Source organism: Sphingomonas mollis (assembly GCF_016427505.1).
Lineage (GTDB): Bacteria > Pseudomonadota > Alphaproteobacteria > Sphingomonadales > Sphingomonadaceae > Sphingomonas > Sphingomonas mollis.
The window spans coordinates 15,041-31,951 of record NZ_JAELXS010000019.1 but is presented as its reverse complement, the minus strand read 5'-3'; the positions used below and the strand labels follow the sequence as shown (position 1 = coordinate 31,951).

Genomic DNA, 16,911 nt, shown 5'->3' with positions numbered 1-16,911 from the left:
CGATCGCTCGGTCACGATCGGACGCGATGGTCGCTACCTCGCCACCGTGCCGATGCGCAGCAACGACGTGGTGCTGGTCCTGTTGGAACCGGCGGTGAAATAACATCGGCACCGATCACGCCCGACTAATTCGATGAAGAGAATTGATATGGACCCCACGCGCCGCCAGACCCTTGCCCTCGCCTTAGCTTCCGTTGGTGCGGGTCTGCCCGTCGCGGCGGCGCGCTCGGCACCCGTGCCGTCATGGCGGGCGGGGATCGAGGGGCAGCGTCGCGCCGATGTGGGCGATGGCACCTATCGCAATCCCGTCCTCGCCGGTGATCGGCCCGATCCCAATATCCTGAAGGATGGCGAGGACTATTACGCGGCCTTCTCGTCCTTCCTCTATTATCCCGGCGTGCCGATCTGGCATTCGCGCGATCTGGTGAACTGGACGCCGGTGACCGCGGCGTTGACGCGCAATATCGGGTCGGTGTGGGCGCTAGATATCGCCAGGCATGATGGCCGTTACTTCATCTATATTCCCGCACTCGACGATGCCGATGCCGTGCGTCCGCTGAAGACCTATGTCATCCATGCCCCGACGATGCGCGGGCCGTGGAGCGAGCCGATCGATATGCAGATCGACGGCATGATCGATCCCGGCCATGCGGTGGGTGAGGATGGCAAACGCTATCTGTTCTTCAACGGCGGCAACCGGATATTGCTGAGCGACGACGGCCTGTCCGCCGCCGGGCCGGTCACCCACGTCTATGACGGCTGGCCGATCCCGCCGGACTGGATCATCGAGGGCTTCGCGCTGGAGGGGCCGAAGATCACCCGACGGGGCGACTGGTTCTACATGTTCTCCGGCCAGGGTGGCACGGCCGGCCCGCCGACCAGCCATATGGTCGTCGTCGCGCGGTCACGGTCGATCAACGGCCCCTGGCGGAATTGTCCCCATAATCCGGTCGTCCGTACCGCCAGCCGGGACGAGCCATGGTGGTCGCGCGGTCACGCCACCGCGGTCGAGGGGCCGGACGGCTGCTGGTGGCTGGTGTATCACGGGTATGAGAACGGCATGCGGACGCTCGGCCGCCAGATGTTGCTGGAACCGATAGAATGGACCGCCGATGGCTGGCCGCGCGCGACCGGTGGCACCCTGTCGCGGCCGCTGCCCAAGCCCGCGCGCGGGGTCGGCGGCGCGCATGGACAGGCATTGTCGGGTTTCGACGCGAACGCGATCGGCAACCGGCTGGCTTTCTTCGCGCCCCCGCGCGACTATCTGGCACGGGCATCGATCCGCGACAGTGTGTTGACGCTGGCCGGGCAGGGCAAGGGACCGGCCGATGCATCGCCGTTGCTGTTCGTCGCGGGCGACCGGTCGTACGACGTGCAGGTCGAGGTGGAGGTGGAGGCCGGCACAGAGGCGGGGTTGCTGCTGTTCTACAACGAAAAGCTGTTTTGCGGTCTGGGCCTCGATGGCGCGCGTCTGCATGCCTATCGCATCGGGCAGCAGGAACGCTGGCCACCGGGCGCGACGACGACGGCCCGGCGCCTGTTCCTCCGACTGGCGAATGACGAGAACGTCGTCACTTTCTTGCACAGCGCCGATGGTCGTCGCTGGACCAAGGAACGGTCGTTCGAGGTGGCGGGGTATAACCATAACGTCGCCGATGGTTTCCTCAGCCTTCGGCCCGGCCTCTATGCGGCCGGGGCGGGCCATGCGGTGTTCCGCTCGCTGACCTATACTGCGGCCAGCCGGCGGAGTTGATTGGGGGAAACCGCCGCCGCCGGCTTGAAGCGGTCGCCGGTCATGTAGCGTTCCAGGCTTGCAACCAGCTGCCGGCTGACAGGATCGTCCGCGCCCGTGCCGTCGAGGGCGAAGCCGCAGACGATCGCCCGGCCGCGTCCCACCGCCACCTCGATCACCAGCCCGAGCGGACGGGCGGTGAACCAGTCGTCGATCACCCACACGATCGGCTTCACGCCGGGCGGCAACAGGTCGAGCCGCAGGGCGCCGGCGCGGTAGATCAGGTGCCACCAGTGCCAGTTGCTGTGCGCGTCGGTGGGGAAATCGGCCAGCGCCGCATGATCGGGATCGCACAGGATACCCAGCGTCGTCGGCGGCTGACCCTGCGTCCACAATGTGTTCCAGAAGATACTGGAAAAGCCGAGCTGGACCGACCGTTTGGCATAGTTGGCGATGCTCTTCCCCGGCAGGCCGATCAATGCATCGCCACCGCCGGCGAGATGGTCGAGCAGTGCCGCGTCGATGCGGTCGGTGCGCCGAATGCGGCTGGTGGCCGATGACGCCTTTACGGCCGGATAGATCCATAGGGCGAAAGGGTAGGTGATTAATTCCGGATACGGGATAACGCCTCGGGCGCGAGCGCTCCGGCGCCTCCTTGAGGATTTCGACTTCCAGCGTCTTGCGGCCGAGCTGGCGTTCCAGTTCGCGGATGCGGTTGTCCATCTCGCGGACTTGGCGGTTGCTGGTCACGTCATCGTCACCAGCGATCGCGACGCTCCCGCCTTCCAGCATCAGCCGCCGCCAGCGGTACAGCAGGTTCGGCGCAACGCCGTTACGCCGGGCGACGACCGAGATGCTGTCGCGACCATCGAGCGTCTCCTCGACGATCTTAAGCTTCTCGGTGGCACCCCAGTGACGGCGACGACCGTCGTCGGTGATGATCTCGGACACGGACATAAGCCTATGCTCAGGGGATAGCCCCAAGCCTCCTTCTTTGGCTTGAATCCGTCCGGCCGAATTGGGGGCCAGTTCAGGCTGCGAGAAGACCATCACCGCTTTCATGGGCTTCGTTCGCCTCGCATGCGCCGTCATCTGGCTACGCTAAATGAAGACGCAGTCTAGCATCGACGCAGTTAATTTTCATCGCGCGTTACGGGTTTGTGAGCGCGAATTGTCTTGCAGTGCGAGCACGCAAGTCGAGTGGACGGCAGCCCGTTCGCGACCTCGACGCTCCGGAGGGCTGCCGGCGTAGCAGCTGGCCGGCAGGGAGTCTCCGACCGAACGGTTTTCAGCGCGTCGGAGAATTTTTAGCATGCGTCCACGCCACGTCCTGCTGACCTGTGCCGCTGTTCCTCTCTTGGCATTGTACACCCCTGCCGCGAAGGCGCTCGATGGAGGCCAGGTTGGTGTCTCGAGCGCCGACATCGCGGCGGTCACGACCGATGTGCGGCGTCTTATCGATCAGGTCGACATTCCCTATGATAGCTTTACGCTGCCCAATGGACTGCGGGTGCTGGTGCATCAGGACAGAAGTACACCCGTCGTCCATGTGAGCGTCTCGTATGATGTCGGCTCCAAGCACGAGCCGGCTGGCCGCAGCGGTTTCGCCCATTTGTTCGAGCATCTGATGTTCACCGGCTCGGAAAACGTACCGGGAGACTACGTCAAGCTCCTCATGAACGTGGGAGCATCGGTGAATGGCAGCACGAACGTCGACCGGACCAATTATTACGAGACCGTCCCCACGCCGGCGCTTGATCGGGCGCTATTCATGGAGAGCGACCGGATGGGCCATCTCCTAGGTGCGCTTGATCAGCGGCGGCTTGATGCGGAACGCGGCGTCGTCCAGAACGAGAAACGGGACGGCAGCGCTGCGCCGGCCAGCGTCATCGAGGACAGGACGCGTGCCGCACTCTACCCGGCCAATCACCCTTACGGTCATTCGATCATCGGCTCGATGAGGGACCTTGATGCCGCTACCCTGACCGATGTCCGGCGCTGGTTCAACGATCACTATGGCCCCAACAATGCCCTAGTCGTCCTTGCCGGCGATATCGACTTGCCGACCGCCCAGCGACTGATGACGCGATATTTCGGCAGCATTCCGGCAGGTCTGCGAAACACGCGACCCGATGCAGGACCGGTTCCATTGGCCCGCACGATCAGCGAGACGGCGACAGCCCCCGTCACCAGCCCGATCATCGTCCGGGATTGGCCGGTGCCTGGCGCGCAGGACCCTGACGGCGTAGTGCTCGACGTGGCTATGGATGCACTGGGTGGCGGGGAAAGCAGTGTGCTGACCCGGCGCCTCGTGCACGAGCAGAAGTTGTTCCAGTATGTCGGCGTCCGCAATTCATCCAGCGCACAGGCTGGTGAGTTCTCGATCACCGGCGCCGTACGGCAGGGTGTGGATCCGAAGGTCGCCGCAACCGCGCTCGATCGTGAGATAGCCGACTTCCTGCGCAGCAAGCCCGATGCGGAAACGATAGCGCGCTTCATCGCTCGGTATACCTATGACTTCGCGAGGTCGTTCGAAAGCGTTGGCGAACGGGCGTCGGCGCTCGCTGGAAGTGCGATGACCACTGGCGATCCCGATGCCTACAAGGTGAATCTTCGTGTCTACGCGGCACAGACGCCGGATTCGGTGATGGCGGTCGCCCGCAAATGGCTTGAGCGACCGCGATACGAGTTGACCGTGATGCCGGGACCGCGCGTGACGCCCAAAGATGACGAGGAAACGGAAAGATCGGTGTCGGTTGGTCCACCGGCTATCGAAGCCGCCGTCCCGCTGCCTTCAACGCAAAGACGCGACCGGACTCTGCCCGCGGTGGGCGCGCCCAGCGATGCCCGGTTCCCGGCGATCGAACGTGCCCGACTGCGCAACGGTGTCCCGGTCATTTACGCCCGTGGACCATCCATCCCATTCACGACGGTCTCTCTCGACCTTCTAGGTGGCGGGGTCGACGAACCTCTCGATCAGGCCGGCACGATGAATGTCATGTATGCATCTCTCGGACTGGGTTTCGCCGGGCATGACGAAGAATGGATCAACAAGCGCAAGGAATTGATGGGCTTGTCCCTCTCCGCCAGTGCCGGGTCGGAGTCGGGCACCGTCGATGTGACCGCCCCGGACGTCAGCCTCGACGATGGCTTGGGCATGATGCGGGAAATGGTGAGCGCGCCGACGTTTCCGGTGGCGATCGTGGAGCGTTTGAAACGAGAGGCGATCGACGGGCTTGCGGGTATCAGACTTGATCCGGACACGCTGATCAACGAGGTCATGTCACCGCTGGTCGATGCGGCTTCACCCTATAATCGATTGGTCATGTACGATTCTCCTTCCCGGATCCGGAGCATCGACCAGGCTGGCGTTATGGCGTCTTTCAAACGCTGGATCAGGCCCGAGCACGCGAGCATCGTCGTCGTGTCCGACAAGCCCCTGGCGGCGTTGCTGCCATCGCTGGAGCGAACGATCGGTAGCTGGCAAGCGGGCGGGAAGGCCGTATCCGTACCGCCGCTCGACTATAAGCCCCGACCCGGGACGGCACAGATCGTCCTCATCGATCTGCCTGGCGCGGTTCAGGCCGTTATACAAGGCCGTCAAACCGTCCCGGTCAACGACGGCGATCCGGCGACGGCCCTTCTCCTGGCCAGTCGTGTGCTGGGCAATGGCTTTACTTCAAGGATCAATATGAACCTGCGCGAGGACAAACACTGGTCCTACGGAGCGCAGGCGGGGTTCTCACGACGTCGTTACGGATCACAATACAGGTTCAACGCTAAGATCCAGCAAGACAAGGCCGGTAGCGCGATTGCGGAGGTGTTGCAGGAGCTGAAAGCGGTGGTCGACCACCGGCCGATCACGCAAGGCGAACTCGATACCGCGAAAGCGGTGGCCATTGGCGAGGCGGCATCGCGCTTTGCCAGCCGCGAAGCGATCGCTGGTGAACTCGATAACGTCCGCCGGCATGGCCGCCCGGATACGTATCCGCAACAGACAAGCGCCCGTTATCGCGCGGTCACGCTCGACGCGGCAAACGCTGCTCTGCGTGCTCAGCTATCGCCCGACCGGTGGGTGTGGGCGATCGTCGGCAATGCCGCTATCATCCGTCCGCAACTCGATGCGCTCGGATTACCCTTGAAGGTCGTCAAGGCGGCCGACGTTCTGCCGCCGCTCTGAAGCAGGTATCCGGATCGGCAAGCTTCCGGCTCTGATGACATTAATTTAGCCGGGCAGACGTACAACAAAGAGCGTTTTGATGCTTGTTGCACAGAGGATGCATCAGTGCGGCGCCCGTTCACCCCCCCCCCCCCGGATACTCACACGTTATAGGGCGAGTATCCGGGGGGGGGTACCGTTAGATCAAAAGGACTTCTGCAGGCGAAGGTAGAATGATCGCAAGCGCGGATCTGCGTAAGAACTGTAGTACAGTGGTTGCGAGGATATATCCAATGGCGGACGCGAATTGAATACGTTGTTGACTCCGACCAGCATTGTCGTCCCGGGAATCACCTGATAGCTGGCATTGATGTCATGATAGATCTGGCTTTTAACGTAGGCCGAGCCCTGTGCCGCGACTACGCTCCGTTCTTCGTTGAGTGCATAGCGATCGATGTACCGGACTTGCCAGCCCAGGTTCAGGCTATCCTTCGTCCAATTGGCCGCCGCGCTTCCGCGCCATCGCAGCGTTCCATTCGCCCCGCCCGCGGATGCAAAATCTTGTGGAACGACACCGGCGTAATCCACGGGCGGGACGCCAGGAAAGCTTTCCACTACGAGTGACCTGACGAAGGTGCCACGCGATATCATCGTGAGATTGCCGCCGAACAGAGACTTGTCATATTCGAGCACGAAATCGACGGCTTCGGTCGAGGCACCCAGCAGGTTGACGATCGATGCATCCAGACTTGTGATCCGCCCGACGGTATAGCCATCCGACGGCTGTGCGCGGATCACCCGATCAGGATTGGCCGCAAGGAACGTTGCAAAGAAATCGGCGTCTCCGAACTGAAGTGTAAATGCCGGATTGAAATAGACATCCCGCTTTTTGATGCGTGTCCAGTCGGCGGATATCCGCAGGCCGGTGGCGAACGCCGGCGTCAGAATTATTCCGGCCGAAACCGTCTTGGACGATTCGGGTCGAACATCGGGATTGCCGCCGAAGAAACCGGGCACAACGCGACCAAAAGGACCAGATACGCCGATCGGCTCGTTTCCGCGGGCGGGATCGGTCAGCCGGAACCGCAATTCGTCGCCCGCGAGCTTGACCAATTGCGTCAGCGTCGGCGGCAGATAGCCGGTGGTATACGACCCGCGCAGGATCAGCGGTTTGACAGGACTCCAGCGAAAACTGATGCTCGGGTCGACGTGAGAATTCCTGGTGATACTCCGCTCGATCACTCCGCCTACGGGTGGGCAACCGGCAAACGGATTGTCGGCCGGCAGCGGTGACGACGAGGTGTCGCAGGCGTAGGGGTTTGCACCGTTTCCACGATACATCTCCGCCCGAGCCGACAGACGAAGCTCGAGCAGGCGGATCAAGGGTATCCTGTCGCCCTCGCTTATGATCGGCAAGGCGATTTCACCATAAGCGGACACGGTACGTTGGCTGACGGGCGCTGCATACGTCAGGCTCGATCTGGTGGCTTCGTTGGAGGCTGAAACTACCGCGCCGAGGCGATCGTCGCTGAATTCGACATTCAAGGTCATCTGCGATTTGCCGCCCGGCAACGTCAGCGGGAGCGGACCGGCAATCCGTAACGAAGGTGCAAAAGTGGAGGATCGTCCGGGTGTACGGGCGGAATAGAATGGCAGATCGTCATAGGCCAATGCGAGTGGCCGCAGCCCCAGATCACGCAAGGCGTTCTCAGCGCCGGATTCGAGGCCGAGGACCGTTGCCTCGCTGACCTGCGCCTCCGACGAGTCGGCCAGGTAGTGACTTTTCGTATAGGAAAAATCGAGAGCGGCCTGCCAATCCCCCGGCAATTTGGCGATGACGCCGCCGATCAGCGCCAGACCGGTTTGACGGTTACGAACCCGGCCGGCCAGCGCGACCCCCGGCAAGGCCACCGTGAGTTCCTGCTGGAAAGGATTGTCGGGCGCATCCGGCGAGAGTCTGAACGTTTCCGGTCCGCGGGATAACAGGGTGGACGACGACGTGCGCGTCCATGTTGCTCCCACATATCCCGTGAGACGATCGTTGAATTCGCGTCTGATCGTGACGGATCCATTGAATCGCTCCGATCCGAACAACATCGGTGATCTCCGACCCAGGCTAGTGGAGGAGTTGTTGAGATCGTAATTGTACGTCCCGATGGACGCTACCAGAGGAGCGACGCCATCGACGGCGACGCCGCGATACCCGGTCGGAATGGTGCCGTAGTCGAAAGGCATCGTCGCGCCGCCGTATTCCGGCTTCAGCGTCAGGGGCTCGTAAAAGCTCGATCCCTGATTATAGGCTGTTTTGAAATTGGTCATGGCCCCGTCGGGCACCTGGTTTCCGGACCCTTCGAAAAAACTTGGGTCGTTGCTGCGGATTTGGTCGATCGACCGCTTCGCGAGGCTCGCCCGGTCGCCGTACAGCAATGGCCGTGTCTTCAGCCAGCTGCCGGTGACGGACAATCTGGTTCGCCCTCCCTCGAGCGGAATGCCGTACGTGCCGTCCAGTTGTGCTTCACCTTGCGCGAAGTCGGTCGTATCGCGGTAGGACGCAGAGATTTCACCGCCGGTGAAATCGCGCTTCAATACGATGTTGATGACACCTCCCGAGGCGCCGCTGCCGTAGATGCCGGACGCTGACGAGGCGAGAACCTCGATACGTTCGATCGAGGCAATGGGAATGCCGGTGATCGATGGCTGTACGAGGTCCCCGGTTCCGATGTTGACGCCCGGCTGACGGCGGCCATCGACGAGGATCAGCGTATCCCGCGCGCCGAGGCCGCGAAGGTTGATCGAACTCAGCCCGCGCGTCCTATCGCTGTTGCTGTTGCCGCCCCGCGCCTGCTGGCTGACGACGGGAGACGCATTGACGTTCAAACGGTCGCGCAGAAAGGATTCGAGGTTCGGCGCACCGCTTCGCTGAATTTCTTCGCGCGTCATCACGATGAATGGTTGACTGTCGTCCTGGGTGCGGGCGATGCCGGTGTTCAGCGACCATGACGACCGACCGGTCACGAGAATGTCGGGCGTGGCGTTGCCGCCGTCGGTCTGCACCACTTCCGGCACGATCGCGACCGCGCCGCCCGGCTCGTCCATCCTGACGAAACCGGAGCGGGTCAGCAATATGTTGAGAGCATCGTCCGAGGACATCCTCCCTTGCACGCCCGACGTGCGCTTGGTGGCGACTTGCTCCGAGCGGAAGATGATCGACCGTCTCGTCACCTGCGACCATGTCTTCAACGCCGCGTCCAGCGGCCCGACCGGAATATTGAAGGTCTGTCGATCTGACGCGATGCTGTGCGGGCTGTTCTGCGCATGTACGGGGGCCGTGAAGGCAAGCATGGCGGTACCAAGCAACGCCGCACGGATCCGGGTCCGGACAAAAGGCATGTCGATTTTCTCCCCCGACGATCATCCCCTGGGACCGCCTCTACAAGCAGAGACAATCGACAGTCACAAAGCCGTAACGTTTTTTATCGGGCTTGATGCTGACCGGCATGGACCGGATCAGGAATATGACGAACCACGGCAGATTCAGCAGCGAATCTGCCGTCGTTCGTAGAACGGGGGGTTGCCCTGTGCGTCAGGGCTTGGGCGCGATTTCCTCGGCCTTAAGGACCTTCACTGGAATACCCAGCGCATCGAGCTGCGGTCGGATGATCGCCGCATTGCCAACGATGGCCCACACCCATCGATCCGGCAAGAGTTGCGTGCGCAAGGCGGCGTTGACCCCTGCAAGCGTTACCGCACGTTGCCGGGCACTGGTTTGCGCCGCGTAATTGTCGGGAAAGTTGTGCCTGCGCATGTCTTCGAGCGTATACATGATTCCCTCACGACTGCTCAGGCTGGATTCCGTCGCGCCGAGGGCCAATCCCTTGATGGCCACAAGCTCTTTCTCTGTAATAGGATGGTCGCTTGTAATCGCTTTTATTTCCTTGATTACCTCTGCAATTGCGGGCCCCGCCTTGTCTTGCTGGACGTCTGCGGAAAAGCTGTAATGCGAACCGTAACGTTGGCTTTCGAAACTGCCACTGGCGCCGTAGGCCCAATGCTTGTCTTCTCGCAGGTTCATGTTGAGCCGCGATCCGAAGCCTCCCCCCAGCACATAGTTTGCCATGTCGAGTTCTTCCGACGGGGCATTGTAATCGACGGAAGTGACCTGACGACCGACGATGTTCGCCTGTACTGCGCCGGGAAGATCGATGAGCACGATGACCGGAGCGCCCGGTTTCGGACGATAGTCGATTGGTGGGATGGCAGGGGCCTTGCCGGCGACTGTCCAGCTACCGATCGCCTTTTCCATCATTGGCATCAATTCTGCCAAAGGCTTGTCTGATATGACCGTAATGCTGGCGTACTCGGGTCTGATCCAGCGTTTAAATGCGGCTGACACTCGGTTTCGATCGACGGCGTTGATCTCCGCTGCCGTGTTTGACTTGTTTATCCTGTTATAGGGGGAGGCCGGATCGAACAGCGGCATCAGCGCTTCTTCTGTCAGGGTAGACACATCCAGCCGATTGCGCCTCGTCATATCGTTATTATAAATCTTCATCCGATTCATAGGCTTGGCAGCGAAGTCCGGCGAAACCAGCATATCGCGGACCATGCCGAAGCCGTCACCGATATTCACATCGGGTCCGTTCATCAGTATACTACCTTCCCGCACGCCGATGGCGCCACCGGCATAAATGCCTAGCAGTTCTTTGCGTCGATTAAGCCATTCTTCGCTATGTCCGGCGGATCCGCTGCCAAGAAGGTCATACATGAATGTCGTTGCGAGATAATCTTCGGCGTCTGTCAGATCACCTTTGAAATTCAGATTGAAATTGGTGAATGGCACGCCCTTCTTTTGAGCGTAAAGCACGGGAATGCCATTGGTAAGGCGCGCTCGCTCGATCGGCGGGAACGGGGCATCGCCTGGCGGCGCCACGGCCGGAAGCGGAAGTCGGTCACGCTGGGCCATAACCTGCGGTGCCGCGGTAACCGGTTTGGCGATCTGTGCCGGTGCAGACGGTACCGATCCGTCGATCCCTTCGTCTTCCTTCGGAATGACCCGCGGTCCCGGCGTTATGGTCAATTCATATCGCGGCTGATTAAGCCATTTGCGGGCCGTCGCCATGATGGTGTCCGGCGTCTGGCTGGAATAGACGCGAAGATCGGTCTTATAGGCGGCAGGATCGCGGTGCGTCGACATGGTTTCGGCCAGCAACGCTCCGCGGGACGTTGCGTTGTCGAGCGCCTTGACGTACGGGTATGTGAAGCGCGCAACGTAACGGGAGATGGCCTCGGGAGCCACTTTCGTCTTCAGAAATTTCTCGATCTCACGATCGAGCGCAGCGGCGGCAACCGCAAGATCCACGCCCTCGCGCAGCGTTCCCCGGACCGTGAACTCTCCGCCCTGAACGGCCGAGGCGTTCGAAGCGCTGACACGCGAGAACAGCTTCTGCTTGTGGACGAGGCTGTCCGACAGCGGGTCATCGGCCCCTCCCGCCCACACTTCCGAGATCGCATCGAGCACGTAGCCATCGCGCTGATCGTACCCGGCCACCGGCCACGCCCGGACGATGGTCGCGGTGTCGACGGGGGCGGTAACGGTTTCGCTGATCGTGCGAGCCATGGGGGTCGGCACGATGACGGGGCGGACGTTGCGCGGCCCCGCTGGAATACCACCGAAATATTTGGTCACCAATCGCCGCGCGGTCGGCATGTCGACGTCGCCGGCGAGCACTAGCACGGCATTGTTGGGACCGTAATGTTCCTTGAAGAAACTCCGTACGTCGTCCAGATCTGCGGCGTTGAGATCTGCCATCGAGCCTATGGTCGAAGTGTGATAGGGATGGCCGGGCGGGTAGAGCGTCGTGCGAACCTTGTAGTTCATAATGCTGAGCCGCGATGCAGCCCCGTTCCGCTTTTCGTTCTGAACGACGCCCCGCTGTTCGTCGAGCGTCTTCTGGTCGAGCGCGCCCAGCAGGCGCCCCATTCGGTCGCTTTCCATGAACAGGGCGCGCTCCAGCGCCGCCGCGGGTACGTTTTCGAAATATTGGGTGCGATCCGAGCTCGTATTGCCGTTCACCTCACCGCCGACATCATTGAGGTAGCTCATATATTCCCCCGGCACGTTTTCCGAGCCGTTGAACATCAGATGCTCGAAAAGATGGGCGAACCCGCTCCTGCCGGCCGGTTCATGCTTCGAGCCGACGTCATAGGTGACGTTGACATGGACCTTCGGCACGCTGTGATCCTCATGCACCACCACCCGCAAGCCGTTGGACAGCGTGAAGGTCTCGTAAGGGATCGTCAGCTGCTCGATAAAGCGACGAACATCCGCCATCTCCGAGGCGACCTCAGCACTCGAAATCTTATCATGCGATGCAGCCTGCCGCTGAGCAGCGGCAGCGGGAACGGTCAACAGCGGGAGGGTAACGCAGGTCATCAGGACGTGGCGTCGGCGCATGATTGGATGTCTCCGGGAGCGTATTGATCCGATCGGCCGGATGCGCTGATGCCTGCCGGCTGGCACGCCGACGTCCGTCCGGAGCGCCGCCGTCAGGAAAAGGGTCTTGCCCGCCCGTCACACGTCACTCCAGAAGGAAGACAATCGAGTGACGCAAACCCGTAACATGTCGATCGCAGATTGTGGTTTGGTGTCGTCGATTGCGCCAGCGACATGGCCCATCCTGCTCTTGGCCAGGCTCAGGCCAAACGAAAAGGACGGAAAAGGTGCCGTTCAGACGAGGGGCAGCGCGCTCACCGAAGCCTGTGCCACGGTGTGCCGCCCAGTCGATGCCCGCGATGAGCAACGCCAGCTGCGCGGCGATGAGTGCGATGCCGCCGCCGACCAGCGGAAGTCATACGAACCAACCCTTTTCGGAGCCGCTTGGCGAACAGGCACATGCCCGAACCGTCCCAGTAGAGCGCCTTGAGATGATCACAGTGTTTGCACCGGAACGGGAACAATTGCCCGGAATATGGGGCGGCGCCGCGCACCTGACTTGCAAGCGCGGTCAGCCCGTCGAAGCCCTTCTGCTTGCTCACCGGCTTGAAGGCGAGATACACCTTGGTGCCGGATGCCAGCGCTATCACGACGCATGCCCTAGTGCCCGCAGCACGCTGGAGCGCGCTTTCTCGTTGTCGTAGCTGTCGACCGACAGCCCAACACCGGCTGGCAGGTCTATGTCGATGCCGCCGGGCCGCGCCCCCGGGTGCGTGCGACCGGGGCGTCCGTCGCTTTGGCAGGTGACGACGGCTTGGCCGGCGCCGGCGCGGGTGTGATCGGCACCGGCGTCAGCGCCATAACGGGGTCTGCGGCGGCAGCGTCCGTCACCCCGCCATACGGTATGAACTGCTGCACGAGCTCGTTGGCAATGCTCACCGCCTTCCGCTGTGCCAAACGCCAGCTGTGGATGAGGCTCTCCGCAATGCCGGGCCGCGGCGAAACCTCGCTTACTGTCACACCCGGCGCTGGCGCCTCGGCAACCACCGCCGCCTTCTCCGTCTTCGCTGTCGGTCCGCCGGCGCTCCGCCGGGTGATAACCTCCATCCGCCAATCTCCTGACTTCCTGCTGGACTCCGGAAGGGGACCACCACAGGTTCGGACATTAACGGCTACGGACGCTTACAGGACAGCAATCGGCTGGACCTGCGCCCTTACACAAAAGCATCATGCTTCTGGGATAGGGTGGCAGGTGAACAAGAGCGTATTGCCGCTCCGGTTCGTCCACAGGGGAACGTCATCGGCTACCGGCCCGAACGATCGCTGGGAGGGTTGCGGACCGTCGTCCCGGCCTATCTGATCGCGCATCACGCCAAGAGCCAATTGTGGCACGCGAGTACCCTGCTGTTCGGGTTCTTTCTGACCGAGGCGTGCGGCATCGACGCGCGATCGATGGGCTGGATCATGGCAACGTCGCTGCTGCTCAACGGTCTGGTCGATCTGGGATTGGGGGGATGGCTGCGCGACACGGTAACGCATGAGGCTGTCGCCCGCCGTCGTCAGGCGGGCGGGACGACGCTGACGTGCGCGTTCTTCCTGCTGTTCTGTGCGACGCCGATGGTTACGATCGGCGCACGCCCGGCATGGGCGCTGGCGACCCTGCTCGCGTTTCGCGCCACCTATCCGCTGCTGGACGTTCCTCAAAACGCGATTGCGGCGTTGCTGCCGCTGTCGGATCATGCACGGTGCACATTGCTGGCCCGGCGCAACGTCGCGTCCGGTATCGCGGCCATCGCGGTCAGCGTGATCGCGGCGCCGATGCTCATCCGGGGCGCCTCCGTCGTCGGCTGGTTGGTGTGGGCGGGCGGCCTGTCGGCGTTCGTGTGCGGCTCCGCATGGTGGCTGGCGCAGGTGCCGGATGGCGTACGTCCATCCGAACACGCAGGACCTGCGCGGACTGCTCCCGACCTGCCTTTTGCCCCCGTCCTCTGTGCACTGGCGGTCATGATCGCAGCCAGCGCCTTGTTCCGGCTGATCGAGCCCTATTACGCGGCTTTTGCCGGGGATGGCGTGGGGTTGCTGCTCTGGGCCTCGATCGGCGGGGCTGTCAGTCAGCCGGTCTGGGCCTATGGTCGCCGACGCTGGTCGGAGCCCGCCGTGCTGGTTGCGGCCTCGCTCCTGCTGCTGGCATCCGCCGTGGTGCTGACGAGTGCTTTTCGGTCATCGCCGGTCGGCATGGTTGTTACCGGATCGGCGTTCGGCATGGGTTCGGGCGGACTGTGGCTGATGCTTTGGACGGCGATGATGGCGCGGGCGGCGCAAGGCGGCGCCACGCGTTACGTGGGGACCTTCACCTGCGTGTCGAAGGCATCGCAGGCGGCCGCCATGCTGTTGGCGGGCCACGCGTTATCGGCGGCACCCTATCGGATTGCAATGCGCGACCCGTTTTCCGGCCCGTCGCTGGCCATGGCGGGCGCGCTCGTCGTCATCGCAGGCGTATGCCTTGCGCTCGCGCTGGCCCTCGTCGTCAGTCGAAGAGGGTCCGATGGAACACCAGCGAGGCGGCGCCGAGCGGGCCGGCAAGTTCCGGATCCAGTGTCGCGACTTCGAGGCTCGTCGGCGGTGCGCGATGCTCGCGGCGAACCGGCCAGTGGCGCTCCGGCCAATCGATAGCGTCGACGATCCGCCGTGCCAGCACGCGCGGCAGCCGGCCCCCCAGGATCAGCGCCTCGCAATCCAGCGTCATGCGCAACGTGCTGAACAGGTAGGAGAAGGACGGCCGATGCTCCGCCAGCCACTCCTCGATCCCGGGCCAACGGAGATCGAAGCGCGCGATCATGTCGGAGATGCCGGAGCATGCTACCCCATGCTCGCTCAGCCGGTCGAGCAGCGTCACCAGATTGGGCGTCACCCGTCCGCTGCTCGGAAACAACCCGGCGATCTCGCCGGCATTGCCATGCCGCCCCCTCATCAGCGTGCCGTCCACGATGATCCCCGCGCCGAAGCCCGCCGCGACATTGACGTAGCAGAGGCTTTCATAGGCGGCGCCGATGCCCAGCATGCGCTCGCCCAGGGCCGCGGCGTTGGCGATGTTCTCGACCACCACGGGTAGCCCGAGCTGCCGCCCGATCACCTCGTGCAGATCGACAAGCGCCCAATCGTCCAGTTCGTGGCCGGGATTGACCGTGAACGGCGCGACGAAATAGCCGGCGACCGCCACGCCCAGGCCCCGCAACCGCCGCCGGTCGACGCCGGCCGCGGCCATCTGTTCAAGGCCGAAGGCGACGGCCGCATCCAGCATCGGCGCGCGCGGCATGCCGGGCAGGGTGATGTCACGACGTCCGCGCACCGTGCCCGCCAGATCGACCAGGACGACGTCGGCACGATCCGTCATCACCGATACGCCCAGGCTGAAGGCCGCGTCGGGCTGGATGTGGATCGTCGTGCTGGGCTGTCCGCGGCCCGATGCGATGGTCTCGCCGCCACGTACCAGTCCCGCCGCTTCCAGTTCCTCGGTCGCGCGGAACACCGCTGTGCCGGACAGGCCGGTCTCGCGGATCAGCATCGATCGCGACACGCTTCCATGACGCCGAACCGCGGCGAGAACCGCCCTGCTACGCGGCGATAGCCTGTCCGTCGCCATTTAAATCCTTTCTCTCAGAACCACTTGCGCTGTGCCGTCGATGAAAATGCCCGGCACCCCCCAATCTGTCAAATAAGTATCACACTGAATGATATATAAGGTGCCCATCAAGGGGGAATAGTGATGTCGTCTGTGTATCGAGTGTGCTTGCGTGGCGGATTGTTGATCGGAACCTCGCTGGCCTGCATATTGCCTGCCGAGGGCCAGGTTCCTCCCGCACCGGCGCAGGGGGTGGCCAAGACGGTCGGCCAGGACGCGGGGGAAACGGACGGCGCCGATATCGTCGTGACCGGCTTCCGCGCATCGCAGCGTTCGGCGACGAAAGCGAAGCGGGAATCCGCCGTCATCCTCGACGCCGTGTCGCAGGACGATGTCGGCCGATTGCCCGATCTCAACATCGTCGAGGCGAGCCGGCGGATCACCGGCGTGTCGGTGGTCGGCGGTGCGGATGCCACCAAGAATCGCGACATCTATCAGCGCGCGACGATCCGCGGCCTCGACCCCAGGTACAATCTGGTGACGATCGACGGCATTCCGCTCGCCTCGCCCGACTGGGTGTTCCGTGGTGCCCGGCTCGACATGTTGCCCTCGTCTCTGGTCTCGCGGATCGAGGCGATCAAGAGCGTCACCGCGCAATATGATCCGCATGCGCTCGGCGGACAGATCAACATCGTGTCGAAAAGCGCGTTCGACGGACGCAGCGGCCGATTCTTCGTCGTCAACGCGAACGGCGGCTATAACGACACCGCCGGCAAGCTGATCCGCGACGGCGGCCCGTCGATCCGTGCGGATGCTACGGCGGCGACGCGCTTCGGCGCGGACCGCGATTTCGGTGTCGTCGCTTCGGTCGAATATCAGCGCCTGCCGTCGACCGCGCGTGCCGAGCTGCCCGGCGACAGCAGCGGCGCGGGCTGGTTCTACTTCACCGCGTCGGGCGCACGCAC

Annotated in this window: 8 protein-coding genes and 3 pseudogenes; 4 read left to right on the top strand and 7 right to left on the bottom strand. The window is 62.9% G+C overall.

Features of this window, described 5'->3' with window-relative positions; all coding sequences use genetic code 11:
• The first annotated feature begins 148 nt into the window (after positions 1-148).
• Positions 149-1,753, top strand: coding sequence for a family 43 glycosylhydrolase (locus JAO74_RS18090; protein WP_199041605.1), 1,605 nt, complete (start codon positions 149-151; stop codon positions 1,751-1,753).
• On the opposite strand, the gene JAO74_RS18085 is transcribed toward JAO74_RS18090, so the two are convergent.
• Positions 1,726-2,211, bottom strand: coding sequence for a hypothetical protein (locus JAO74_RS18085; RefSeq protein ID WP_199041602.1), 486 nt, complete (start codon positions 2,209-2,211; stop codon positions 1,726-1,728). The two genes, JAO74_RS18090 and JAO74_RS18085, sit on opposite strands and share 28 nt — an antisense overlap.
• Before the next feature lie 145 nt (positions 2,212-2,356).
• A pseudogene (locus JAO74_RS18080) lies at positions 2,357-2,689 on the bottom strand (transposase); the annotation flags it as partial.
• Positions 2,690-3,044: 355 nt separating this feature from the next.
• Here JAO74_RS18080 and JAO74_RS18075 point away from each other — a divergent pair.
• Positions 3,045-5,912, top strand: a complete 2,868-nt coding sequence (locus tag JAO74_RS18075) for a M16 family metallopeptidase (protein ID WP_199041599.1) — start codon at positions 3,045-3,047, stop codon at positions 5,910-5,912.
• Between the two features lie 183 nt (positions 5,913-6,095).
• Here the strand turns inward: JAO74_RS18075 and JAO74_RS18070 are convergent, their stop codons facing one another.
• From JAO74_RS18070 to JAO74_RS18055, 4 genes are all read right to left on the bottom strand, one after another.
• Positions 6,096-9,233 carry a TonB-dependent receptor gene (locus JAO74_RS18070; protein ID WP_199041597.1) on the bottom strand — a complete coding sequence of 1,046 codons (3,138 nt, stop codon included), beginning with the start codon at positions 9,231-9,233 and terminating at the stop codon, positions 6,096-6,098.
• 241 nt (positions 9,234-9,474) lie between these two features.
• Entirely contained in the window at positions 9,475-12,324 is a 2,850-nt protein-coding gene (locus tag JAO74_RS18065; RefSeq protein ID WP_233151196.1) for a M16 family metallopeptidase, read from the bottom strand.
• A gap of 314 nt (positions 12,325-12,638) precedes the next feature.
• Positions 12,639-12,974 carry an IS66 family insertion sequence element accessory protein TnpB gene (gene tnpB / locus JAO74_RS18060; protein WP_199041592.1) on the bottom strand — a complete coding sequence of 112 codons (336 nt, stop codon included), beginning with the start codon at positions 12,972-12,974 and terminating at the stop codon, positions 12,639-12,641.
• A gap of 88 nt (positions 12,975-13,062) precedes the next feature.
• On the bottom strand, positions 13,063-13,431 hold the full coding sequence (locus tag JAO74_RS18055; RefSeq protein ID WP_233151194.1) for an IS66 family insertion sequence element accessory protein TnpB: 369 nt from the start codon (positions 13,429-13,431) through the stop codon (positions 13,063-13,065).
• 138 nt (positions 13,432-13,569) lie between these two features.
• Here JAO74_RS18055 and JAO74_RS19320 point away from each other — a divergent pair.
• Positions 13,570-14,217, top strand: a pseudogene (locus JAO74_RS19320) (MFS transporter); the annotation flags it as partial.
• 634 nt (positions 14,218-14,851) lie between these two features.
• Here the strand turns inward: JAO74_RS19320 and JAO74_RS19200 are convergent.
• On the bottom strand, positions 14,852-15,889 hold the full coding sequence (locus tag JAO74_RS19200; RefSeq protein ID WP_332908851.1) for an ROK family protein: 1,038 nt from the start codon (positions 15,887-15,889) through the stop codon (positions 14,852-14,854).
• Between the two features lie 201 nt (positions 15,890-16,090).
• Between JAO74_RS19200 and JAO74_RS18960 the strand changes: the two are divergent.
• A pseudogene (locus tag JAO74_RS18960) lies at positions 16,091-16,615 on the top strand (TonB-dependent receptor plug domain-containing protein); the annotation flags it as partial.
• Positions 16,616-16,911: the final 296 nt, after the last annotated feature.

What these genes read in the sequence shown, in the direction of transcription:
- JAO74_RS18090 (WP_199041605.1), top strand. Translation starts at nt 149, where the DNA reads ATGGACCCCACGCGCCGCCAGACCCTTGCCCTCGCCTTAGCTTCCGTT.
- JAO74_RS18075 (WP_199041599.1), top strand. Translation starts at nt 3,045, where the DNA reads ATGCGTCCACGCCACGTCCTGCTGACCTGTGCCGCTGTTCCTCTCTTG.
- JAO74_RS18070 (WP_199041597.1), bottom strand. Translation starts at nt 9,233, where the DNA reads ATGCTTGCCTTCACGGCCCCCGTACATGCGCAGAACAGCCCGCACAGC.
- JAO74_RS18065 (WP_233151196.1), bottom strand. Translation starts at nt 12,324, where the DNA reads ATGACCTGCGTTACCCTCCCGCTGTTGACCGTTCCCGCTGCCGCTGCT.
- JAO74_RS18055 (WP_233151194.1), bottom strand. Translation starts at nt 13,431, where the DNA reads ATGGAGGTTATCACCCGGCGGAGCGCCGGCGGACCGACAGCGAAGACG.
- JAO74_RS19200 (WP_332908851.1), bottom strand. Translation starts at nt 15,889, where the DNA reads ATGCTGATCCGCGAGACCGGCCTGTCCGGCACAGCGGTGTTCCGCGCG.